Origin of the sequence: Gilliamella sp. wkB112 (assembly GCF_001690685.1) — a bacterium.
Classification (GTDB): Bacteria; Pseudomonadota; Gammaproteobacteria; order Enterobacterales; family Orbaceae; genus Gilliamella; species Gilliamella apicola_J.
Map to the genome: position 1 here is coordinate 59649 of NZ_LZGL01000007.1, position 24145 is coordinate 83793.

A 24145-nucleotide genomic window follows, 5' to 3' on the forward strand; every position below is an offset into this window, starting at 1 on the left:
TATCTAAAAAAATATAACTACTCGTAACACGCAAAGTAAGTTGTATATTTATGATTAGTAAAAATCTAACAATATTAATGTATGTCATCTAATTAGTAGCGATACATAATTTACATAGATTTAAACCATCTGTTATTCATTAACGTTGGTGCAGCAAAAGGGAAAAAATATGAGCTCGGTATTTGAAATATTTAAAATTGGTATTGGGCCTTCAAGTTCACATACTGTTGGACCAATGAGGGCAGGAAAAGCATTTATAGATCAACTAATCCGCGAAAATAAAATGTCGTCGGTTACTAAAATTGTTGCAGATGTTTATGGTTCTCTATCATTAACTGGTAAAGGTCATCAAACAGATATTGCTATAATTATGGGATTAGCTGGAGAAAAACCTGATACTGTTAATATTGATAATATTCCATCATTTATCGAAAAAATTAGCCAAACTCATCGTTTACCTATTTACAATAACCGTTATGAGATCGACTTTCCTCTTACAACGAGTATGGTTTTTCACTCGAAATTTTTGCCGTTACATGAAAACGGTATGACGCTTAGCGCATATGAGGGTGAAACTTTGTTATTGCAAAAAACGTATTACTCTGTAGGCGGTGGTAAAATTGTTGAAGAAGAACAATTTGGTCAGCAGGAACAGGATTCTGTAAAACTTCCTTATCCATTTTCTTCAGCTGCTCAGTTATTACAATATTGTGAAGATAACTCATTATCAATCTCCAGTATTATGATGAAAAATGAGTTACAGTTGCATACGTATGAAGAGATTGAGGATTATTTTTCTCGCGTAGGGAAAACTATTTTAGAAGGTATAAAACGTGGTATGAATACTGAGGGGGCCTTGCCCGGTCCTCTTAAAGTTCCTCGTCGTGCATTTTCATTATACCGACAATTATCTACCACTAAAGATAAAATAATTAGCGATCCCATGATAATTATTGACTGGGTAAATATGTTTGCTTTGGCAGTTAGTGAAGAGAATGCTGCAGGTGGTCGAGTTGTTACTGCTCCAACTAATGGCGCATGTGGCATTATACCTGCCGTTCTTGGCTATTATAATAAGTTTATTAATCAGGTTACACCAGATATTTATATTCGATTCTTTTTAACATGTGGAGCAATTGGGCAACTTTATCAAATGAATGCTTCTATTTCTGGTGCAGAAGTTGGGTGTCAAGGTGAGGTTGGTGTTGCGTGTTCTATGGCAGCAGCAGGTCTAGCAGAACTTTTGGGTGGAAACCCACAGCAGGTTTGTATGGCGGCAGAAATAGCTATGGAACATAATTTAGGTTTGACTTGTGATCCAGTTGCCGGGCAGGTGCAAGTGCCATGTATTGAGCGTAATGCAATAGCAGCAGTAAAATCAATTAACGCGACACGAATGGCTTTAAGACGAACAACTGCGGCCAAAGTATCTTTAGATAAGGTTATTGAAACCATGTATGAAACCGGTAAGGATATGAATGCAAAATACCGGGAAACATCGAGGGGTGGGTTGGCAATTACTGTTCACTGTAGTTAAGATTTATTAATATATTTCAAATTCGCCGATTGTCTTATCGGCGAAAGCTTAAATTAGATTTAATATTTCCAACGCATAGTATTAACATTAGAACGCAAAAAGTCATTCTCTGCTATTACATCTACTTTTTCTGTTTTTACTTGTCGTTGTCTTCTTTTACGTTTTGGCAATTCAGCTGATGTTTTATGAATGACTTCATTATAAGCAAGTAAATTATTAAGTTGATCAAGTTCACCTAATCCGCGGAGAACGGAAATCAATGTTTGCAAGGTAATCGATTCACCTAATTCAATACGTTTTATGGTGGCTATGCCTATTTCTGATTTTTTTGCGAGTTCTACTTGGGATAAATTTTTCTCAATTCTTGCCATTTTTATTCTACGGCATAGCATAGTAACTATGTCATTAGTTTCATTCATTAAATATCCTCATTTTATAAACTCTGGGATTCCTGTATTTATTTCTATTCTAAACAGATAATATATTAGTTAAACTCGCAATTATATCACTAGCTAATAAGCTATATTTATTTAGTTTTTTGACCGCAGCATCACCTGCTAAACCATGCAAGTAAACACTTACTGGGGCAGATTGTCTCGGAGGTAGATGTTGTGCAATAAGTCCAGCCATAATACCAGTTAGTACATCACCGGTTCCACCTGTAGCCATACCATTATTTCCTGATTGATTAATGTATGTCTTTTTGTAAGGTGTAGCTACAATAGTTCTAGCATCTTTCATTACACAAATCACTTGGAATTGTTCCGCAAATGCTTGCGCACTTGCGATTAAATTGTCAGCGATATCTGCTATGGTTTTATTGGTTAGTCTAGCCATTTCACCTAAATGTGGTGTCACAATCACTGTAGATTCGGTTTGAGTTAGTAATTTTAAATCTTGTGCTAAAATATTAAGCCCATCAGCATCGATAATAACTGGGATCTTAGCCTGTTTGAGAACGGTTGATAGAATCTTATGAGTATTATCAGATACTCCGATACCTGGACCAATCACAATAACGGATGCCCAGTTAATGACTTCGTCAAGTTGAGCTTTATCAATTTGATTAGAGATATAAGTGGTTAGTAAAGCTTCTGGTAATTGATTAAGTAAAATATTACGATTACATTCTGGTGTGTAAATGCGCACTAACCCAGCCCCAGTTCGGTAAGCGGCTTTAGCGGCAAGAAAAGCAGCACCACTTATATTTTCCGATCCCGCAATAACCAACACTTTTCCAAAACTACCTTTATTAGAATAGTTACTTCTGTTAGGTAACAAATTAATTAATGTATCAGCTGTATACGTATAATAGTCAGGAAGTTCGTCAGCATATATACCTATGTCAGCAATATGTATATCACCAGCAAATTCAGTACCAGGATAAAGTACTAATCCTATTTTTTTATAAGCAAAAGTTACCGTCTGCTTAGCTTTAACTGCTATACCTAGTATTTTTCCAGTATCCGCCGAAATACCCGAAGGAATATCAATTGACAATACATCTGCTCGGCTTTGATTGATTAATTGAATAATATGATAAAAATCACCACTAATGGTACGATCTAAGCCAATACCAAAGATAGCATCGACTATGGTGGTATAGCCAGTAAAAGAGTCAGATAATGAAGTAGTTATTGGTATCTCATAATGTTGAGCAATTTTTATTTGTTGTAATGTTTCTGGAGAACAATGATTGGGATTACCAACAAAATAAATTACTACACTAATTTGTTTTAATTTAAGTAAACGAGCAACAGCTACACCATCGCCGCCATTATTACCATAACCGCAAACTACAGCAACTTTATGCAAATCAAATTGACCTGTGTTAAGTTGTTCAATCACAGCTAAAGCTGCTCTTTCCATTAAAACCATGGAAGGTATACCCACCTTTTGAGATGTATAAGTATCGTAATGCTTCATTTCTGACGAGGTAACTAAGTATTGCATTACAACCTCCTTCCTTAAAAGGTATATATTTAATATGACAAGCACACACTTATCGACTTGTCATTTGGGCAGCGGCATCAAATAATCTGATCTTTATCTCGGGATTTAGTTTGCTGTTTTTTCAGACTTTCTAAAATTTTCTTATGAATACCACCAAAACCACCATTACTCATAATTAAAATCGCATCGGTAGGCCGAGTTGCTTTAGTAATCATTTCCACTAACAAATCAATATCACCAGACCAATAAGCTGGTTGAATACAAGCATCAACTACATCAGCAACTAACCAAGGTAATTGTTCAGGTTGGAAAATAAAAATCTCATCAGCACGCCCAAGTGATGGTGCCAGCTCGCCTTTTGAAATACCTAACTTCATAGTATTTGAACGTGGTTCAAGTACAGCTAAAATGCGGCGATTAGCACCAATTTTGCTACGAAGAGCTTCTAAAGTGGCTAAAATTGCAGTTGGATGATGTGCAAAGTCATCATAAATTTCAATATTATTTACTTCACCATAAAGTTCTAAGCGTCGTTTAGCATTAACAAATGAACCAAGTGCTAGGCAGGCATCAGCAGGTTGAATACCAACATTATGTGCTGCTGCAATTGCCATTAAGGCATTATGCATATTATGTTCACCAACTAATGAATATTGGACTTCACCAACTTTTTTACTATTGAGATAGACTGCAAAGTGGCTAGCATCATTATTGATTCGTTGAGCTTGCCAACCAATTTCAGATTCGGTAAATGCTTGTTCGCTCCAACAACCTTTAGCCAATACTTGTTTTAAATTGACATCTTCTTGTGGCGAAATAATTAAGCCTTTACTTGGTACTAAGCGAACTAGGTGATGAAATTGTTTTTGAATTGAACTAAGATCATCAAAAATGTCAGCATGATCAAATTCTAGATTATTCATTACTAAGGTTTTGGGGCAGTAGTGCATAAATTTTGAGCGCTTATCAAAGAATGAACAGTCGTATTCATCAGCTTCAATAACAAAAAAATTACCTTCACCTAATCGAGCAGAAACCTTAAAATTACCAGGTACACCACCAATAACAAAGCCTTGTTTATATCCTTGTTGCTCTAAAATCCAGTTGATCATTCCTGCAGTGGTTGTTTTACCATGGGTACCAGCAACTGCGATAACCCAACGTTCACGTAATACATTATCATGTAACCATTGAGGGGCAGAGATATAAGGAATATTCTTATCAAGAATATATTCAATGCAAGGGTTGCCTCTTGATAAAGCATTACCAATAATCACTAAATCAGGGCTAGGGTTAAGTTGAGAAGGATCATAACCTTCGATGATATCCACTTTTTCTTGTTGTAATAAAGTACTCATTGGCGGATAAACATTTTTATCTGAACCCGTTACCTTGTAACCTAGCGAGCGGGCTATTAATGCGATTCCTGCCATAAACGTGCCACAAATCCCTAGAATATGAATATGCATTTTTAGTCCTTAGTTTTGTATAAATATTTATTATTAATTATTAATTATTAATTATATCTTGTTAATGCGTTAGTTGTTAATCCGCAATTTGATGTAATTTGAGGATGTTAAGAAATTATAATCGATTTTTATTGCTTAAGCGATAGGCCATACATGCTTAATCAGCAGTTTAGCAGATTGGTTACCTCGAAATTCGTTTACATCTAAATGATATACAATTTTTATATTTTTTATTGATTGATCCGGCCATTCCGAATGATTAACATTGAAATATACACCTTCAATTAGCGGTCCACCGTTTTTAGGTTCTAAAATCAAACTAAGATGCTTTTCTGCAAATATTCTTTGTTGATGAATAATAAATTCTCCATCGAAAATAGGTTCAGAAAACCCTTCTCCCCAAGGTCCAAATTCTTTTAACTGCTTAGCTATTATATAATTTAAATCGTGGCTATCGACTTCTCCATCTGTTTCAATAACCTGCTGAAGTAAATCAGGGTTTATACGATTGTTTACCAATGTTTCAATACAGGTTTTAAAAGATTCCAATTTTTCTTCAAGAATAGTAAGTCCCGCAGCCATTGCATGCCCACCAAAGCTTACTATTAAATCGGGATATTGTTGATTAAGTTCTTCTAATAAATCACGTAAATGAACGCCTGGAATTGAGCGACCAGATCCTTTTAAAAAACCATCTTGTGTTGAGGCAAACGAAATCACCGGACGATAGTATTTGTCTTTTAAGCGGGCGGATAAAATACCGATGATACCTTGATGCCATTCTGGGTGATAAACTACTAATAAATTTGGGATAGTTGTTTGTTCTTTTTCGACTTTTTGGATAAAAGATAATGCTTCTTTATGCATGGTTTGTTCAATCAATTTACGATCATTATTAAGAATATCAAGATCGGTCGCCATTTTGATTGCTAATTGATAATTTTCGCAGAGTAGTAATTCAACTCCAAGTGACATGTTATCCATACGTCCGGCTGCATTTAATCTTGGCGCAATATAAAATGCCAAATCAGTTGCGGTAAATGATAATGCATCTCTTTTTGCTAATTGTAATAAGGCTCTTATACCATCACAACAGTAACCGCTGCGGATTCTATTTACCCCTTGATGAACTAATATTCGATTATTATGATCAAGTTTGACTACATCAGCAATAGTGCCTAAAGCAACCAGATCTAATAAATTAGCGATATTATATTCAGGTAAATTATTATCAACAAACCAATTCTCTTGTCGTAATTTTGCCCGTAATGCAGACATAAAATAAAAGGCTACACCTACACCGGCTAAGTGTTTAGACGGAAAAGTGCAATTGGGTAAATTAGGATTTATTATGGCATCTGCTACAGGTAATTTTTCTGGGCACAAATGATGATCAGTAATAATGACTGTTAAATTAGCTTGTTTAGCAAACTCTACTGCTTCAATAGCTGAAATACCATTATCGACGGTAATAATAAGATCAGTTTTTTGCAGGAGTGCTTTCTTTACTACAGCAATACTTAATCCATAACCATCTTCAAATCTATCCGGAATGATATAATCGACCCAATGACATCCCATTGTTCGCAATGCTTTGACTGTTAGAGCTGTACTGGTTGCACCATCAGTATCGAAATCGCCAACGATCATAATCCGTTGTTTATTTTTCATGGCTAAATAAAGAATTTCGACCGCATCCTCTGTGCCATGTAATGTATCATAATTGCATAAATTACGCGTACTATAATCAAGCTCTTGCATGGATTTAATCCCACGTAAAGCATAAATTCGTTGCAATAATAACGGAATATCTTTTGATAACTCGGGAAAAGATTCGGGTAATTTTCGCCGTAATAATTTATTCTTATTCATATTTTAAATGCTAGCGCATTTGCGCTAACATAAATTTTAATATTAAGTTTAAATTTCAATTTAAATGTATTAGTTAAATACTATTTAGATGGATTTTTATTTAAAGCATCAAGTAATTTGTCGGCGGGTACATATCCTGAAATCAGTTGACCATTTGGTAAAATAATTGCCGGGGTACCACTAATACCGAGTTGTTTACCAACATTAAATTGTTGTTTTACGTAAGGAACCATACTATTTGCTGGTGAAATAGTATTTCCTTTATAGGCATTTTCAAAAGCAGCTTTGCGATTAACCGTACTCCATATTGATTGCATATTTTTACCTACCTCACTATCAGCTCCTGCACGAGGGAATGCAAAATAGTGTATCGAGATGCCAGCGTCTAAATATTGGTTAATATTTTCATGCAGTAATTTACAATAATGGCAGGTATAGTCAGTAAAGACAGATATTACATATTTTTCATTTTTAGCTTGATAAACAATAGCATCTTTATCTATTGATTTGATTAATTTCGCATTATCACTATTGGCAATATTTTCAGGTTCATTTCCCTCTAAATTATAAATAGGCCCTTGAGTTAAGTATTTGCCATCATCAGTAACGTAAAAAAGACCATCGGGTGTCAGTACTTTTTTTAATCCTTGTACTGGACTATTAGAGATTTTTAAATCTTTAGTACCATAGCCTAATTTGCCTAAAGTTTTGGTAATATCTGCATTGCTTGCCAATACAGATGTTGAGATTAATGCTAAACCTAAAACTAATTTCTTCATTCAATAATCCTTAATAATATGAGCGTTATGCTCGAGGATGATGTTTACGATGTAACTGTTTTAACCTTTCAGTAGCTACATGTGTATAGATTTGTGTAGTAGATAAACTACTATGACCTAATAACATTTGTACCACACGTAAATCTGCCCCATGATTAAGCAGATGAGTTGCAAAAGCATGGCGTAAAACATGAGGTGAAAGTGCTTCAATATTAATGCCCGTTAGTATGGCATAATATTTTATTCGATGCCAGAACGTCTGTCTTGTCATTTTTTTACCTAATCTACTAGGGAAAAGAGCGTCAATTGGACCATTTTTAAGTAGATCATTTCGAGCATATTTAAAAAAATACTCAAGCCAATAAACTGCTTCTTCACCTAAGGGCACCAAACGTTCTTTATTACCTTTACCGATTACTCTCACTACACCTTGGCGTAAACTGATATCACTAATTTCCAAATTGACCAATTCAGAAACGCGTAATCCAGTTGCATATAGTACTTCTAACATTGCTTTATCTCGAGTTTCAATGGGATCTTCAATATTAGGTGATTCCAGCAATGCTCCTACTTGGGATTCCGTCAAATCTTTGGGTAGTTTTTTAGGTAACTTAGGTGATGATAACGCTGCAGATGGATCATCGGTGCGATAATTTTCTTGGTATAAATATTGAAAAAAACGTTTAGTTGCACTCAGTAAACGGGCAGAACTACTGGCTTTATAGCCATTTTTTACTCTTTGCATTAAAAAATCTTGTAAATGCAATGTTTGACAGTTGAGACAAGTAACTTTTTGGTGTAGTAAGAATAAACATAACGCAAATAGATCTAGTTTATATGATTCAATGGTATTTTCCGCAAGATTACGTTCTAACCATAATGAATCAAGAAACTGTTCAATCAGCATTTTATCCGCTGGTAATATATTATTTCCTGACATTAAAAATTATCTCAACCTTTAAACAATTATTTATATTATATACTATGTAATAGTAATAAGTTGCAGTTTCCTGAGATGTTAATAAGGTGTAACTAATGTATAGTAATTTTTGTGTTACTAAGATTAATACCTATTACAAGTAAATATAATTAACACTAAAACGTATAGCACTCCTGAAACTTCTTTACATAAGCATTATTAAAGAATGACATAATAACTTATTAATATAATATGTGTTTTTTTTTATTCACTATATACTATAGTATTAGTTTATTTTTAAAATATTTGTTATGTTTAAACGAAGTATTAATTTATTTATTGCTCTGTTTGCAATTACTGTTATAGGCGTTGAAAGTTATATTTATTGGCATGTTCAACTGCGCCCTTGGCAACCTTCCACATCAATTGGTCGATTAATTTTTTACTATAGCTTTTTTACCGTGTTATCAAATTTTATGTTAGCAATAAGTTGTTTTTGGTTAGCTTTTAATCCTACTTGTAATCGGTTTAGTTTTAAAGTTATTCGTTTAAATGGTTTAGTTGGCGTTATCATTACGACATTAGTTTATAATTTGATATTACGGCCGATTCATACTCCCCCTAATTTAATGTTAACTTTTACTAATGAGAGTTTACATGTAGTGCTTCCTGTTTTAGGACTTCTGAGCTGGTTAATTTGGGGACCGTTTCGACGAATCCATTTTCGTGTAATAATTGGTTCGCTATTGTCAATGCTTGCTTATGGTGTTTATATTTTTGTTCGAGGTTATTATACTAACCTATATCCATATCCTTTTATAAATGTGATACGGGTTGGTTATCCCAAAGCTTTATTCGCTGTATGTATGGTTGTTTTTCTATTTCTTGGTTTAACTTTTATTTTATGGTGTATTGATCATTTAAGGAAACGCAAATGAAACTATATATTTATGAACACTGTCCTTTTTGTGTAAGAGCTAGAATGATATTTGGCCTTAAAAATATTCCTGTAGAACAACAGGTATTGTTAAGTGATGACAGTAAATCACCAATTAGTATGATCGGTGAAAAAATGGTACCAATTTTACAAAAAGATGATGGTAGTTTTATGCCAGAAAGTCTTGATATTGTTGATTATGTTGATCAGAATTATGGTGGCAAACCTATCTTAACTGATGTTAGTTCATCTGAAATTGCAGAATTAATTAAACAGCTTCAACAGTATGATTATCGCCTGGAATGCCCTCGTTATGTAAAAATGAATTTACTAGAATTTACCACTCAAAGTGCTATTAATGATTTTGTAGCAAGTAAAGCAAATAAAATGCCATCATTTGATGATTGTTTAGCACAATCTGACATATTAATTTCAGAAATAAATAATATTTTTAATAAACTAGAATCACTTATTATTTGCCCAAATGCTTGCAATGGGCGCTTGTCTTTAGATGATATTTTATTATTCCCGATATTACGCAATTTGACTTGTGTTAAAGATTTAATTTTTCCAACTAAAATTAAAGCATATCTTCAAACAGTAGCTAAGCAAAGTAAGGTTGATTTGTTTTTTGATAGGGCGATATAGTGTGGAAATTAGATATTAATTAATGAGTAAGTATAAAGTTCCGCCGACAAATATCGACGGAACATTGGTAGAGAGAAGGGGAAATAGGAAAACCCTATACTCTCGTCATATTAGTACTTGTCGTAATTAGTAATAAGTGATAGTTACTCAGACGTAAAAAAGTTTAGTTAGTTTCCAAGAATTGGGTCAATCACTTCAATTTTATCTAGCCCACCGTAAATATCATACCATGGAGTGGCGTATTGTTTTAAGATTTTATTTAGATGTTCAACATTTTCACGGCCAATAGTATCTAACCAATGTAATAATCCATCTTTACCACCTTTAGCATAAGCAGCTACACCTTCAAACCAAGTGGCTCTACCACCTAAAATACCACTAAATTTAGCACCATTGTCACCAGCAAAAATCAATTCTTCATGGAAAGTTTTGGTTGGTACGCCCGCACTTAAATAAATAAAAGGCCTTGTAGCAATATCACTGGCTTGTTTGAAGTAATCAGCAGCTTGTTTTTGTGAATAAACCACAGCATTAGTGTCATTAAATCCTTCCACATTTTTAAATAGTACCGGAACTTCAACTTTTAAAATATCGATGTAATATTGATCTTTTGTAAACTCTTTAATGGTATTTATAACTTTTTGTGGTTTGATTTTGGCAAATTCCGGACTTTTATCATCCGTAATTTCATTATCATATACAATTGGCTCAACAAAAACAGGAATATCAGCCGCTCTGGCTTCATTACCTAGGCGTTCTAGAAAGGCATGTTTTTTATCTAAAATATCTTGGGGATCATCTGGATTATAATAAACAAGAACTTTTGCGGCATCAGCTCCTTTTTTCAATAACCGTTTTAAAGAATCTTCAGGTAATATATCTGGTAATCTACCAGGAGTATTGGCATCGTATCCTGTTTTTTCATATGACATTATTAAGCCAGCATTGCTATTCTTTTTAGCCATACCTTTAAAACCATACTGTTCATCTAACAAAATTGCACTAACATATTTAGTCAATTCTTGTGATACTAACTCTTTAAATTCATAGACCATCTCTACATTATAACGATCTTTACCAACAGCAGATTCCATCATCTTAACCATAGAACCACGTTGGTCAATTGCTAAAGCTGCAATCACACCATCTTGGTTTGACAATTGTTGTAAACGAGTAAATTTGCCACGAGAAATACGTTTTATAGCCATTTATAGATCTCCAATTTAATATACAGTTTATCTATTGTATTTTTTTTGTGCAGATGTTTATTATTCATTTGTGCTAGTTTTAATTTTAAATAACTTTTTAATAACTCAATACTGCCATAGCAATTTCGCTCATTGTATTTAAATAAGTTAGTTGTATATATCATTTTATTTAATGAATAATTTGCCATTAAAAAAGTAATTTTCTTTTAAAAAAGAGATAGTTTAGGTATATTAGTACAAAATAATATACTATGTGTATAAAATGATTTACAAGGATAATTATGTTAGGTTCAGTAACCATTACACCAATGCGAAGTTTAAATAATCAAGACTATAAAACTTTGGCACTTTCTGCACTAGGTGGTGCATTAGAGTTTTATGATTTTATTATTTTTGTCTTTTTTTCAATTACCATCAGTCATTTATTTTTTCCTAACGATATGCCAGCTTGGTTAAGCCAAGTACAAACCTTTGGCATTTTTGCTGCTGGTTATTTAATTCGTCCATTTGGCGGTATTGTTATGGCCCATTTTGGCGATCTATTCGGCCGCAAACGTATGTTTACGTTAAGTATATTACTTATGGCGTTACCGACACTGTTTATCGGTTGTTTACCAACATATTCCTCTATTGGTATTTTTGCTCCATTATTGTTGTTAATTATGCGATTATGCCAAGGTTTGGCCGTCGGTGGTGAGGTGCCAGGAGCTTGGACGTTTGTTGCCGAACACGTGCCAAAGAACAAAATCGGTTTAGCTTGTGGAATTTTGACTAGTGGGTTAAGTCTAGGAATTTTACTTGGCTCTCTGGTATCAACAATAATGAATAAAAGTGCATCACCTCAGCAGATGATTGATTGGGGATGGCGAGTACCATTTATTATTGGTGGTATTTTTGGTTTAATTGCTATGTATTTACGGCGATGGTTAAAAGAAACGCCTATTTTTTTGGCAATCCAAAAACGTAAACAACTGGAATTGTCTAAAAAACTTCCAGTAGTTACAGTTTTAACACAATATTTGCCTCAAACTATTTTGTCAATGTTACTAACTTGGGTTTTATCAGCTGGAATTATGGTCATCATGTTAATGACACCAATTTTATTACAAAAGCAATTTGGTTTTTCCGCTATTGATGCACTGCAAGGAAATATTCTAGCCATTGTCGGACTAATTATTAGTTGTACTTTTTATGGCTTAATGATGGATAAATTCACTATGGGTAAGGTGCTATTTATTGGTTGCATTATTGCCGCTATTGCCGTTGCTTCCTTTTATTTATCTTTGGATAACCCGCATCTTTTATTTATTACTTATCCATTAGCTGGTTTTGGTATTGGTATTGTTGGTTCGTTTGCTTACTTTATGGTTAAAGTGTTTCCAACTGAGATTCGTTATAGTGGGGTTTCATTTTCATTCAATATGGCTTATGCAATTGCAGGAGGCTTAACGCCATTAATGATTTCTTTTTTTAGTGATTTTTTAAGCAAAATGGCGCCAGCGTTTTATGTTGTAGCATTATTTGTTTTAGGTGCATTAATTGGATTATTTTTGTTAATCCATAATAATAGTGAACGCTATATTGCAAAAGATATTGCATAAATCACAAGGTTATTTAGTTTAGTTATTTGAAAAAGAGGAACAAGAATAACTATTGGTTCCTCTTTTAATAGGTAGGACTAAATAACATCTAATTTATTTTTTGCCAAGCTTCACTGTTCGTTTTACTGAGGCTTTTACACTACGTTGTAAACCAGCAGTAAAATCACTATTATTTAGCTCATATAAACCATTTATACCTACACCCGCAGGAGAATTATTAATATCCAGCAATTCTCGTGGGTGCTTATTACTTAATTGAAGCATAGATGCTGCTCCATGTAAATTTTCAAGAGCGATACGTTTTGCTACATCACGAGATAATCCAACTAATACACCAGCATCAACTAAAGATTCGTAAAAATAATAAATATAATTAGGTCCAGCAACGGCATAACCTGTAAAAATATCAAGCAGAGATTCATCAATATGTTCTAATTTACCAAAAGAGTTAAAAAACTTGACTACTAAATCCTGCTTAACAAATAGTTGATCAGATTTATCGGTTGCTACGCCGGAATAACCATAGCCGGTATCGGTTAAGGTATTAGGGATTGTTCTAATAACCGGTAAATTGATAGTTAGTGCTTGCTTGATTTTAGCAATCGTTATGCCAGCAATAATAGAAATAAGAATGGTTTTTTCATTTTTAGGATTTAATTGTTGAACAATTTCTGCCCATGCATCTTGAGGGCGAACCCCAAGAACAATAATATCAGCATCAATAATTTGTTTAGTTGGAATGACATTGTAGGTAGTTTTTAAATAATCTAAACGTTCTTCGATAATATCATTAACAAAGATATCATTTGGTAAATAAGTGTTATTGTTAATTAACGCTCGAATAATTGCTTCAGACATATGTCCACTGCCAATAAATAAAATTTTACTCATAATCATTTCCTTTAATTATGCTTCTTTAAAAATCATCACTACACCGTAAGTTTCACTAGCGGGTACAATAATAGAATTATTTTTTAACACAAAGTATATTCCCCCTGCCTCTAATGCCTTTTGCGTTTGTGATAATGATTGGGTAATAAACCCTAAAGCAATTTTGCGATCTTGTGTATTTTTGGATTTTGCTAACATTGAGCCAAAAAAGTTTTGCGTGGTTGAAGGTGTTAAATAATCAATTTGTTTATCATCAGCCTTTAAGCGTAATCCACCTTCAACTTCTATAATATCTGCTGTTGGAAAGGTACGCTGTAATAAATTTATTGATGCAACTGGATCTTCGGCCTCAATTATAACTTGGTTAATATTGATGACACCATTAGGGTGTTTTTGCCATTCTTTTCGCCAAACTAACTCCGGTGTTAATTGATCACAAAAAAAGATTTGCCCATTAGGTGTATAAGAGGGATCTAGACGAACGGTTTTAAAACGTGCTTCATGCAAACTTCCATCATTTAGCTCAACAGGTCTGAAAAATGATTTGGGGCCATCACCTTCAACTTTCACACCATTTGTTTGTAATGATTGATAAAGTCTATCAGCATGTTTCGTCTTGAATACAAGTCCTGTTAATCCATTATCAAAACGCCAACTGGTATCAACTTTATCAGCTTTTTGAGATTCATAACCTAAAAGCTCAAGATAGGTAGTATTAAAAATAGCCAGATTATTGCTGGTACCAATTGAGTGATGTCCTCGTGTTGTCATGGAGAACCCCAATTTTTGATATTTCAAATTCGCTTGATCAAGCTGATCTGATACGGTTATTACAACATGGTCAATTTGTGGGATAATATTTGTCATTAGGTTAACTCCTTAAATATGAATGGCTGGAGACATATCAATTAATCGAGGTGGATTCCAACCTTGCCCTGGTACTGCATCTAGCAAGCTTTGGGTATATATATCCGTTGGGTGTAAAAAAACTTGTGATGCTATACCTTGTTCGACAATCTGTCCTGATTTCATTACCACAATATGGTCACAGATTTGTGCTGCAACACGTAAATCATGAGTAATAAACAGCACTGTCAGTCCAAGTTTTTCACGTAGTGTTGTCAATAATTCAAGTACTTGAGCCTGTACAGAAACATCAAGTGCAGACACAGGTTCATCTGCAATTAGAATTTTCGGTTCTAAAGCCAATGCACGAGCAAGACCAATACGTTGTCTTTGTCCTCCTGAAAATTCATGAGGATAACGATTTAAAGCTTCACTATCTAATCCAACTAATTTGAATAATTCTTTTGCTTTAGTTATGGCCTCATGTTTTGTTGCACCGTAAAGTTGCGGTCCCATTGTTACTTGATCACCAACTTTTCGTCGAGGATTAAGTGAAGCGTAAGGATCTTGAAATACCATTTGAATGTGGCGTGCATGCTGTTTAAGTTTTTTGCCTTTTAGATTAGCAATATTGACTTGCTCGAAATCAATTTGACCATTATCTATATCTAATAATTTAATAATACATCTTGCCAGAGTTGATTTACCTGATCCACTTTCTCCAACGATGCCTAATGTACTACCTTTATGTAACTTGAAGCTAACATTATTAACTGCATAAGTTGTACGGCGGTTATGTTTAAAAAAACGATGGTCATGGTAAGACTTTGAAACATTATTTACTTCTAAAATTATTTCTTTATTAATACGGCGAACATCACCAGGTGTTAATGCTGGAACTGAAGCTATTAATGCTTGAGTGTAAGGATGGCTTGGACTATTTAATACCTCATTAGCTGTACCTTGTTCGACTAATTTTCCTTGTTGCATAACCACAACGCGAGTAGCTATGTCAGCTACGACACCAAAATCATGAGTAATAAATAAAACAGCAGTTTTTTTACGTGATTGTAACTGACGAATTAACGTTAATATGCATGCTTGAGTGGTAACATCTAACGCAGTGGTCGGTTCATCGGCTATCAAAATGTCGGGTTCAAGTGCTAACGCCATGGCGATCATCGCTCGTTGCCTTTGCCCTCCGGAAAGTTGATGAGGATAAGCTTTGGCAGCTATTTGAGGATTTGGAATTTGTACATCTTTTAATAATGTTATTACTTTCTGATTGATTTCGTCCTTATTTAGTTTTGTATGAACAATAAATATTTCACTAATTTGTTGTGCAATGGTTTTAAGCGGGTTTAATGCTGTCATGGGATCTTGAAACACCATACTAATACGTGACCCACGAATTTTACACATTTGGGCATCGTTGTAAGAAAGTAAATTATCTCCATTAAAATCAATTTCACCTTGTGAGGCATTAATACCATCCGGTAATAATCCCATAATGGCATTAGATAGTAACGTTTTACCAGAACCACTTTCACCTACAATACAAAGTATTTCGTTAGCATAAAGATCAATCGATATATCACTGACTGCATTAGTGCGATCAGCACCATTAGGCAAGGTAATGGTCAAATTTTTGATAGATAATTTTTTCTGGTTTACCATTTTTTTAACCTCGGATTAAGGGTATCATTTAAACCTTGTCCAACTAATGATGCTGACAATACGGTTAACAAAATTGCAATTCCAGGAATGGCTGAGACATACCATTGTTGTCGTAAAACTGCTCGACCAGCGCCTACTGAATTGCCCCAAGATGAAATGTTAGGATCAGAGAGATTTAAAAAAGCTAGTGCACTTTCCATCAAGATAGCTGTAGATAAAATAACACTGGCATACATAATCACTGGTGGTAAAGCATTAGGTAAAATTTCCTTAAACATTAACCGAAACGAGCTCATTCCTAGTGTTTTCCCTGCCTGTACAAATTCGCGGTTGCGTAATGATAAAAATTCAGCTCTTGTTAATCTGGCGACAGGCGGCCATGAAACAACACCAATGGCAATGACAACAATATTTATAGTTGATCCAAATATAGCTACAGCTACTAATAATAGTAAAAAATTAGGTAAAATCTGAAATCCTTCAGTAAAGCGCATTAAGATATCATCTGCCCATCCGCCATAAAACCCAGAGATAGCTCCAATTACTATACCTATGAGGATTGCGATTAAAGTGGCAATTATTCCTATAATTAATGAAACTCTAGCGCCGTGAAATAATAAAGCAGCAATATTTCGACCGGCTTGGTCCGTACCTAGATAAAATTTAGAATTTGTTAATGGCCATTGTAAGGGGCGACCAGCTAACGCCAGAGGATTTCCTGGAAAAATCCAATCGGCTGTTAGTGCTACTAATATAATGAATGTCAGTAAAATTAGGCCAAAAATGGCGGTAGGACTACGAAAATAATTTTTAAATAACGCCATATTTATTGTCCTATAATACGAGGGTCGAGTTTTGCATAAAGGATATCGACGATAAAATTAATGACGATGACTAATATTGCCGACACAAAGACTACACCTAACAAAGTATTTAAGTCTCGTTGTACTACTGAATCATAAGCTAAACGTCCTAGTCCCGGGATAGCAAAAATTGTCTCAATCACAACAGAACCACCTAGCATGGTGCCTGCTTGTAAACCGATTAGTGTAACCATGGGTAGCATAGCATTTCGTAAAATATGATTAACTAATACCTTGCGAGTGGTTAAACCTTTAGCTTTTGCCGTTTTAACAAAATCTAGTGTAGATACTTCCAGTAATGAGGCACGCATGATACGCAAATAGATGGCTAAATAAACAAGCGCTAGTGTTATTGTTGGTAGGATTAAATACCATGCAATATCAAGTATGGCATTAATACCGGTTAATGATTCACCAACACTACCAAAGCCGCTAGGTGGCAGCCACTTTAAATAGATGGAAAAAAAGACAATCCCCATTAATGCGAGCCAAAATGATGGGGTAGAGTAAAATATTAGCCCTAATACTGAAATGACAGAATCTTGCCAATGATTAACTTTTTGAGCCGATAAGATGCCAAGTATTGTGCCAAATGAAAAAGCTAACAACATAGCGCAACTCATTAATAATAGGGTAGCTGGTAATCGCTCTAAAATCATATGACTGACTTGTTTATTATAGATTGCTGACTGTCCCAAATCTAAATGAATTAGTCGCCATAGATAATTTAAAAGACGTGAACTTACGGATTGATCAAGCTCATAGTGATGACGCATTTCATCAATCACACTAGATTCAGCGCCACCAATTTGAGCGAGTAACGCATCTACTGTATCACCTGGTGCTAATTGTAATAGTAAAAATAGCCCAATTAAAATAATAAGCAGAGCTGGAATAGTCGTGATTAATCGTCTAATTGCTAAAGTGAGTAAATGCGTCATTATCATTTCCTTACACTATTTTTCGATCCAAACATCAAACCAGCTACTAGAAGGCCAGCGTGCTGTATTATGATGATTATGTACTTTGGTGCTCACAACTGAAATAAAATCACGTTCAGTTGCAAACCATAATGGTAGTTCTTCATTGACAATATCAACTAATTGGCTATATAGCGCTTTACGTTTTATTGGATCGATTTCGGTCGCGGCATTATCGATTAATTGATCGACTTTATCCGATTGCCATCCGTATTGATTGGTCCATGGCGCACCATCTGGGCTACCTGAACGTAACCAAACTGTTGTGGACACTGCAGGATCACCTCGGTATTGATGCCAACCTGTAGCCAAATCAAAATCATGTTGTTTATAAACAGCATTTAAAGCACCAGCGGTATCATGATTAACGATGGTGACATTTATGCCAATTTCAGCAAGAGATTGCTGAATAAACGTAGCAAATAGTGGTACATCTTCGCCATTATTGATATGAACTAATTTTAGATTAAAACGGTTACCATCGGCTTTTCGTTTATAACCAGCTTGATCTAATAATGCTTCAGCTTTCTTTTTATCAAAAGGATAAACAATCTTGCTATCTTTTGGGTAAAAGTTTTTTGAGGATGAAGGAATAATTCCGGTAGCGGGTTTACCTAACCCATATAAAAAATCGTCTACAAAAAACGGAATATTAAGTGATTGCACAATAGCTTTACGGACATTTAAGTCGGCAATAATTGGATTTCTAAAATTAAATTCAAGTGTATTATTAAAAATATTAGCTTGAGAGCCTTTTGTTAGCACTTCAAATTTAGGATTTTGTTTAAAGCGATCAATATCCGCAAGGCTAAGTTTTGAATAGGCGCTTAAGTCAATTTGTCCACTTTCAAGCGCGGCTGAAGCCGAAGATTTATCATCAATAATGCGCCAGACGATTTTGTCTAAATAAGGAAAGCCTTTTCGCCAATAATCCTGATTACGCTCAACAATAATGTGTTGTCCACGTTGATATTCAACAAATTTAAATGGTCCAGTACCGACAGGAGCGGTATTATATGGATTATTTAAAATATCGGTTCCTTGGTATAAATGACGAGGTACTACATAACCAAGATCAACTAATGCACGTAACAATAGATCTAATGGCATCGGGCGAGAATAGTTAAATATCGCGGTATAATCGTCGGGTGTATCTACTGAAGTTAAATTGAGTTGTAATGCTGTTGAAAAATTTAACCTTGTTTTCCAAAATTCCATTGCATTATATTGTACATCTTTCGAGGTAAAGGGTTTGCCATCGTGCCATCTTACTCCTTCACGTAATTTAAAGGTGATAGTTTTGCCATCGGGAGATGATGTCCAAGATGTAGCAAGAACAGGAACAACATTTCCATCAGCATCAAGATCAACGAGTGATTCGACTATTTTCCCTGATACTTCATAAACTCCGGTTGAAGCTCGTAATGCGGGATTAAGTACACGTTGTTCGCCAGAATAGTGAACAACTAAAGTACCACCATATTGTGGATTATTATTCGCCATAACATAAAATGGCAACAAAATGGTAAAAAAGACAGAAATTAATGCTTGTTTAAAATTAGATATTTTCATGTGTCATCCTCATAATAAATGCTGCCATATACAAAAAATTTATATAGAGAATAAATTTTCTTCAATTTCACTATAAGAATTTTGAATTGAAATGAGAAATACCTATTATTAATATTTATATTACTTTTAGTTATATAGATAATTGATACTATTTACTGTGTATTTCCTTGTCCTGAAAAGCATAACTAATATAACTAGTTACTATCGATTCATCATTTTAGTCATTATAACGATAAGCTTATCTAACAATTTAATATGATCTTATTTTGTTAAGAAGTTTCAGGTAAAGCATATGTTTTAATAATAGATTATTAGATAGTCATTAAATTTCCTAAAAGTGTGAAATTACTCATATTTTTTTAAAAAAATTGGTTTAAAATAGAGATAGATATATTTTATTTTTGTAATTATTTAGGAGAAAAAAATGAAAGCAGCCGTTATTAAACAAGAATGCGATGGACAAGTTGAAATCAAAGACATTAAATTACGTCCACTAGAAGCTGGGGAAGCTTTAGTTGATGTTGAGTATTGTGGTCTTTGTCATACAGATCTCCATGTCGCGGCGGGTGATTTTGGCAAAAAACCAGGACGAGTTATTGGTCATGAAGGGGTAGGTATTGTAACTAAAATTGCCCCTGACGTAAAAAGTCTTAAAGTTGGTGACCGCGTTAGTATTGCGTGGTTCCATGCTGGTTGCGGAACTTGTGAGTTTTGTATTTCAGGTAATGAAACCTTTTGCCGTAATGTATTAAATTCTGGCTATAGCGTTGATGGTGGTATGGCAGAACAATGTATTGTCAAAGCTGATTATGCGGTTAAAGTACCTGATGGGTTAGATCCAGCACAAGCAACTAGTGTGACCTGTGCAGGTGTAACTACTTATAAAGGTATCAAAGTTGCCGATACTAAACCAGGGCAATGGCTTGCGGTATTTGGTATTGGTGGACTAGGAACCCTTGCTGTTGAATACGGTAAAAAAGTATTTAACAACAAAGTTGTTGCTATCAGTAATAGTGACAGTCAATTACAATTATGTAAAAACCTTGGCGCTGATTTAGTAGTAAATCCTAAAAAAGTTGCTGATGTTGGTGCCTACATTAAAGAACATACGGGTGGAGGCGTCCATGGAGCAGTAGTAACTTCTGTGACTAAAACAGGATTCAATCAAGCAATTGATTCCGTGCGCCCATTAGGTCGAGTAGTTGCGCTAGGTTTACCATCTGAAACTATGGATCTTAGTATTCCAAGAACAGTATTAGATGGTATTCAAGTGTTAGGTTCATTAGTTGGTACTCGTGAAGATTTAGCTGAAGCATTCCAATTTAGTGCTGAAGGTAAAGTTGTGCCAATCGTTGAAAAACGTCCACTTGAAGATATTAACGATATGATTGAAGAAATGAAAGCGGGTAAAATTCGCGGTCGTATGGTTGTTGATATGAAAATGAAGAAAAATAAATAGCTATATTTAATCAATATTCTTTATTATAAAACCAGCCTTGAGCTGGTTTTTTTGTAAGAAATTTTTATAAAATATCTTTATCTATATCGTTTATGAAGCTTTTTTCTAATTAATATCAATGTTGCTTGTATTTTATAAATAAAACCCTATCATAAGCAGAATTTTCATAAATAAATTTATATATATCAAAGGGGCTTTTTTAATGTCAGATCACAATTTAGAAAATAAATTGCGGAAAGATCTAGGTATTGTTTCGGCATTGTCACTGGTTGTTGGTATGGTTTTAGGTGCAGGAGCATTTATGAAACCCCCGGCGGTACTAGAAGTTGCCGGTGATTATAATTACGCATTGTTAGCTTGGATAATCGGTGGGATTTTTTCAATTTGTGGTGGATTAACACTTTGTGAGTTAGGCGTAATGTTCCCTAAAACAGGTGGTTTGCTGGTTTATCTTGAAAAAATTTATGGTCCCAAAGTTTCTCATCTTTATGGATGGATGATTACAGTGTTGTTCGCACCTTCTTTGGTTGGTGCATTAGTTGGCTATTTTAGTTCGGTATTTTGTTTATTATTCAATATTGATGATGCTTATAGAATGGCTGTTAGCGCCGGCGTATTAGGTTTTATTGCTTGTATTAATGCTATTGGTGTTAAACAAGCCGGTTACCTGCAAACTATTGCTACTGTGTGTAAACTGATCCCAATTCTATTATTGGCAATCTTTGGATTATGGAAAGGTAATGGAGAAGTGGCATTATTTAGTGCCAGTGGACAGGGTATTGAAACTTATGCACCTTTTGCCGTGGCCATTTTAGCTACATTATTCGCTTATGATGGTTGGGCGCAGGTTGCGTCGGTCGCTGGTGAAATAAATAATCCTGCCAAAGTATTACCCAAAGCGATTATTTTTGGCATTATCTTTTTAGTCATTGTGTATGCCTGTATTAATATCGCATTATTTAAAATTTTTCCTGTCCAAGAAATGGTTTCTCTTGGGCATGATGCGTCAGCGGTTGCGTCACAACGTATGTTTGGGCATCTAGGTGGCAATTTAGTCGCAGTTGGGATTATGGTATCTATTTTAGGTGGTATTAATGGTTATATTATGACTTTATCACGAACTATTTTTAGTATGGGGGAACGAGGAACCATTATTGGAGCTCGCTATTTAAGCACGCTTGATGATGATAGCCGTTCTCCAGTTAATGCCATTGTTATTTTAGTTATTTTTGCTTTTTTATATTCAGCCTTGCTCGATGCTGATCGGTTATCAGAAATATCAATGTTTTCTATTTGGGTATTTTATTTGCTAACTTTTGTTGGCGTAATCATTGCACGAAAAAAATATCCTGACGTCCCAAGATCTTATAAAGTTATTGGTTATCCAATTATTCCCATTATTGCCATTTTAGGTGCAGCTTATGTTATTTATGGCATGCTAGTGTATCAAACCATAAATGGTATTGCCTCAATAATTCTAACTTTAATTGGCTTACCCGTTTATTATTACTATGATAATAAAAACAAAGGTGTTGAGATAGCTCTAGGGGAAATTAAAAAGTATAAAATTAAAACTAGATATTCAATTGCTATTGGTGTAGTAATCGCTATTGCATTATTAATACTCTATGGCAACTTGATAAGTAAATGAATTATATTTTAATAGTTATTGCCAACATAAGTTGGCAAAACGGCACTAGATTAGAGTTGAATTTTAGATCAGCTTTTTAAGTTATTACTTTTATAAGGATGCAATTGTTATTTAAGCATTTTTAGGAAATATTTAAATAAAACGATGTATTGTTGTAAAAATGTTTCAGGAGTGCTATGCGTTTTGGTATAAATTATTGCATTAGTATTAAATATGGTTGTTTCCCTTCGTCTTTACCATAGTTGAGTTATGCTATGAGGAGTAAATATTTCTCTCTAATAGCTTTATATAAGGTTTTTAAAAAGACTTGTTTAAATAGATAAGTAATAATTTTGAAAAATAAAATTTAAGCTTTATTTTGATATAAAATCATTTATTGTTAATCTTTCTATTGACGTAATAATTGTATTTGTTGTTTAACAAACTAACTTGAGCAATATATTTATGAGCAACTGTTAAACTAATTTAATAACCAAATTTTGTTCTTTCATTGCTTTAATAGTATTTTCAGATAAATTTGAATCAGTGATGATAACATCAAATATTTTTAGTGGTAAAACTGAAAAAGTGGCAACTTTGCCATATTTTGATGAGTCAGTAACTAAAATTCGAGTACCACTAGAATTAGCAATCACTTTTTTAACGGCAATTTTATTTTCATCAGGGGTACTAAGACCTTGTAAACTCCATGATGACGTGGAAATAAATGCAATATCAACATAAATTTCGGATAACATTCGTGCGGCAAACTCACCAACACTAGAGTAATTTTCTCGGCAAATTGTTCCTCCAGTATGAATAATTTTACAACAACCATATTCGATTAAATAATTTGCAATAACAAAATCATTGGTAAAAACAATTAAATCGGCCCTATGTGTTATTTGTTTCGCAATTGCTAATGTAGTCGTCCCTGCATCTAGATAAATAGAAGCATTTAAAGGGATATATTGAACAGCACATTGACTTATTTTATCCTTCTGTTCTTCGAACATTTGTGATTTTTTTATATGAGATGGTTCAAAAGGAAGTTTCTCCAATGACTGAATACCACCAGAAACAGGCATAATTATTCCTTTTTCTTCAAGTTTTTGTATATCACGGCGAATCGTCATATGCGATACATTTAACGTTTCGACTAAAAAATTTATACTAATCACTCCTTTTTTAGCAACAAGATCAATAATTCTTTGTTGTCTTTCTGAAGGAATCATAATCACTTTACCTTTTTATATAAAAAATCATTGTAATTCAGTTACAGGTTGAGTTTGCTTAAACCTAAA

The 24145-nt window shown here is 34.1% G+C and carries 20 protein-coding genes; 6 read left to right on the forward strand and 14 right to left on the reverse strand.

The genetic code is table 11. The annotated features are described in order from the left end of the window. Positions 1 to 169: 169 nt before the first annotated feature. Positions 170 to 1537, forward strand: coding sequence for an L-serine ammonia-lyase (locus A9G12_RS01980; protein WP_065564209.1), 1368 nt, complete (start codon positions 170 to 172; stop codon positions 1535 to 1537). Positions 1538 to 1596: 59 nt separating this feature from the next. Here A9G12_RS01980 and A9G12_RS01985 read toward each other — a convergent pair whose 3' ends face one another. The 6 genes from A9G12_RS01985 to xerD all read right to left on the reverse strand — a co-directional run bounded on the left by A9G12_RS01985 (position 1597) and on the right by xerD (position 8550). Next, positions 1597 to 1956 (reverse strand): helix-turn-helix domain-containing protein, encoded by a 360-nt coding sequence (locus A9G12_RS01985; protein WP_065564210.1) that lies wholly within the window; start codon positions 1954 to 1956, stop codon positions 1597 to 1599. Between the two features lie 49 nt (positions 1957 to 2005). Next, positions 2006 to 3490 (reverse strand): bifunctional ADP-dependent NAD(P)H-hydrate dehydratase/NAD(P)H-hydrate epimerase, encoded by a 1485-nt coding sequence (locus tag A9G12_RS01990; RefSeq protein ID WP_065564211.1) that lies wholly within the window; start codon positions 3488 to 3490, stop codon positions 2006 to 2008. 77 nt (positions 3491 to 3567) lie between these two features. Next, on the reverse strand, positions 3568 to 4959 hold the full coding sequence (gene mpl / locus A9G12_RS01995) for a UDP-N-acetylmuramate:L-alanyl-gamma-D-glutamyl-meso-diaminopimelate ligase (protein WP_065564212.1): 1392 nt from the start codon (positions 4957 to 4959) through the stop codon (positions 3568 to 3570). A gap of 135 nt (positions 4960 to 5094) precedes the next feature. Then, positions 5095 to 6831 carry a single-stranded-DNA-specific exonuclease RecJ gene (gene recJ, locus A9G12_RS02000; RefSeq protein WP_065564213.1) on the reverse strand — a complete coding sequence of 579 codons (1737 nt, stop codon included), beginning with the start codon at positions 6829 to 6831 and terminating at the stop codon, positions 5095 to 5097. 80 nt (positions 6832 to 6911) lie between these two features. Next, positions 6912 to 7610, reverse strand: a complete 699-nt coding sequence (gene dsbC, locus A9G12_RS02005; RefSeq protein WP_065564214.1) for a bifunctional protein-disulfide isomerase/oxidoreductase DsbC — start codon at positions 7608 to 7610, stop codon at positions 6912 to 6914. 25 nt (positions 7611 to 7635) lie between these two features. Beyond that, positions 7636 to 8550, reverse strand: a complete 915-nt coding sequence (gene xerD / locus A9G12_RS02010) for a site-specific tyrosine recombinase XerD (RefSeq protein ID WP_065564215.1) — start codon at positions 8548 to 8550, stop codon at positions 7636 to 7638. A gap of 290 nt (positions 8551 to 8840) precedes the next feature. Between xerD and A9G12_RS02015 the strand changes: the two genes are divergently transcribed. Beyond that, the gene (locus tag A9G12_RS02015; protein ID WP_065564216.1) at positions 8841 to 9467 is read left to right on the forward strand and encodes a Pr6Pr family membrane protein; all 627 of its coding nucleotides are present in this window, start codon (positions 8841 to 8843) and stop codon (positions 9465 to 9467) included. Continuing rightward, positions 9464 to 10114 carry a glutaredoxin 2 gene (gene grxB / locus A9G12_RS02020; RefSeq protein ID WP_065564217.1) on the forward strand — a complete coding sequence of 217 codons (651 nt, stop codon included), beginning with the start codon at positions 9464 to 9466 and terminating at the stop codon, positions 10112 to 10114. The genes A9G12_RS02015 and grxB overlap by 4 nt, the downstream gene beginning before the upstream one ends. A 167-nt stretch (positions 10115 to 10281) precedes the next feature. On the opposite strand, the gene A9G12_RS02025 is transcribed toward grxB, so the two are convergent. Beyond that, positions 10282 to 11316 carry a tagatose 1,6-diphosphate aldolase gene (locus A9G12_RS02025; protein ID WP_081299623.1) on the reverse strand — a complete coding sequence of 345 codons (1035 nt, stop codon included), beginning with the start codon at positions 11314 to 11316 and terminating at the stop codon, positions 10282 to 10284. A 287-nt stretch (positions 11317 to 11603) separates the two neighbouring features. Between A9G12_RS02025 and A9G12_RS02035 the strand changes: the two genes are divergently transcribed. Beyond that, a complete protein-coding gene (locus A9G12_RS02035) occupies positions 11604 to 12923 on the forward strand; it encodes an MFS transporter (protein ID WP_081299621.1) in 1320 nt (439 codons plus the stop codon). A gap of 93 nt (positions 12924 to 13016) precedes the next feature. On the opposite strand, the gene proC is transcribed toward A9G12_RS02035, so the two are convergent. Genes proC through A9G12_RS02065 form a run of 6 tightly spaced genes read right to left on the reverse strand, consistent with a single transcriptional unit; the run spans position 13017 to position 19752 of the window. Then, on the reverse strand, positions 13017 to 13814 hold the full coding sequence (gene proC, locus A9G12_RS02040; protein WP_065564220.1) for a pyrroline-5-carboxylate reductase: 798 nt from the start codon (positions 13812 to 13814) through the stop codon (positions 13017 to 13019). Between the two features lie 15 nt (positions 13815 to 13829). Continuing rightward, complete coding sequence (locus A9G12_RS02045; protein ID WP_065564221.1) at positions 13830 to 14681, reverse strand: VOC family protein; 852 nt, start codon at positions 14679 to 14681, stop codon at positions 13830 to 13832. Between the two features lie 12 nt (positions 14682 to 14693). Then, the gene (locus tag A9G12_RS02050; protein ID WP_065564222.1) at positions 14694 to 16337 is read right to left on the reverse strand and encodes an ABC transporter ATP-binding protein; all 1644 of its coding nucleotides are present in this window, start codon (positions 16335 to 16337) and stop codon (positions 14694 to 14696) included. Then, on the reverse strand, positions 16331 to 17161 hold the full coding sequence (locus A9G12_RS02055; RefSeq protein WP_065564223.1) for an ABC transporter permease: 831 nt from the start codon (positions 17159 to 17161) through the stop codon (positions 16331 to 16333). The genes A9G12_RS02050 and A9G12_RS02055 overlap by 7 nt, the downstream gene beginning before the upstream one ends. 2 nt (positions 17162 to 17163) lie before the next feature. Beyond that, entirely contained in the window at positions 17164 to 18141 is a 978-nt protein-coding gene (locus tag A9G12_RS02060; RefSeq protein ID WP_065564224.1) for an ABC transporter permease, read from the reverse strand. Positions 18142 to 18156: 15 nt separating this feature from the next. Beyond that, positions 18157 to 19752 carry an ABC transporter substrate-binding protein gene (locus A9G12_RS02065; protein ID WP_065564225.1) on the reverse strand — a complete coding sequence of 532 codons (1596 nt, stop codon included), beginning with the start codon at positions 19750 to 19752 and terminating at the stop codon, positions 18157 to 18159. A gap of 424 nt (positions 19753 to 20176) precedes the next feature. On the opposite strand from A9G12_RS02065, the gene adhP reads away from it, so the two are divergent. Together adhP and A9G12_RS02075 are read left to right on the forward strand one after the other, a co-directional pair. Further along, positions 20177 to 21211, forward strand: coding sequence for an alcohol dehydrogenase AdhP (gene adhP, locus A9G12_RS02070; RefSeq protein ID WP_065564226.1), 1035 nt, complete (start codon positions 20177 to 20179; stop codon positions 21209 to 21211). Between the two features lie 202 nt (positions 21212 to 21413). Next, positions 21414 to 22862 carry an APC family permease gene (locus A9G12_RS02075; RefSeq protein WP_065564227.1) on the forward strand — a complete coding sequence of 483 codons (1449 nt, stop codon included), beginning with the start codon at positions 21414 to 21416 and terminating at the stop codon, positions 22860 to 22862. Between the two features lie 455 nt (positions 22863 to 23317). Here the strand turns inward: A9G12_RS02075 and A9G12_RS02080 are convergent, their stop codons facing one another. After that, positions 23318 to 24076, reverse strand: a complete 759-nt coding sequence (locus A9G12_RS02080) for a DeoR/GlpR family DNA-binding transcription regulator (RefSeq protein ID WP_065564228.1) — start codon at positions 24074 to 24076, stop codon at positions 23318 to 23320. Between the last annotated feature and the right edge of the window lie 69 nt (positions 24077 to 24145).